Genomic DNA, 304 nt, shown 5'->3' with positions numbered 1-304 from the left:
CGTACTTTGTGCAGGGCAGCCAGCGCCGCTGTCGTTGCGGTCATCCCGGAGAAGTAATCGGCGGTGTACGGGAAGGCAGGCATCGGCTGATCAACGTCACCGTTTTGAATCAGATAGCCGCTGAACGCCTGCGCGATGGTGTTGTAAGCCGGAAGATTGGTGTACTCCTCGGTACCAAACTGGCCGAAGCCGGAAAGGTGGGCGATAACCAGTTTCGGGTTATGTTCCCACAGCACTTCATCGGTAATGCCGCGACGGGCAAAGGCCGGGCCTTTACTGGCTTCAATGAAGATATCGGTGGTTT

Annotated in this window: 1 protein-coding gene; it reads right to left on the bottom strand. The window is 56.6% G+C overall.

Annotation, left to right across the window (positions count from 1 at the left end; genetic code table 11):
* The coding region (locus FDX22_RS15185) for a CoA transferase (RefSeq protein ID WP_186805309.1) at nt 1–304 on the bottom strand (304 nt) is incomplete at both ends.

The sequence above is a fragment of the Citrobacter sp. TBCS-14 genome, assembly GCF_005280805.1.
In the GTDB taxonomy this organism is placed as follows: Bacteria; Pseudomonadota; Gammaproteobacteria; order Enterobacterales; family Enterobacteriaceae; genus Citrobacter; species Citrobacter gillenii.
Note: the sequence above shows the minus strand (reverse complement) of the source record. Positions and strands in the feature narration are given on the sequence as shown.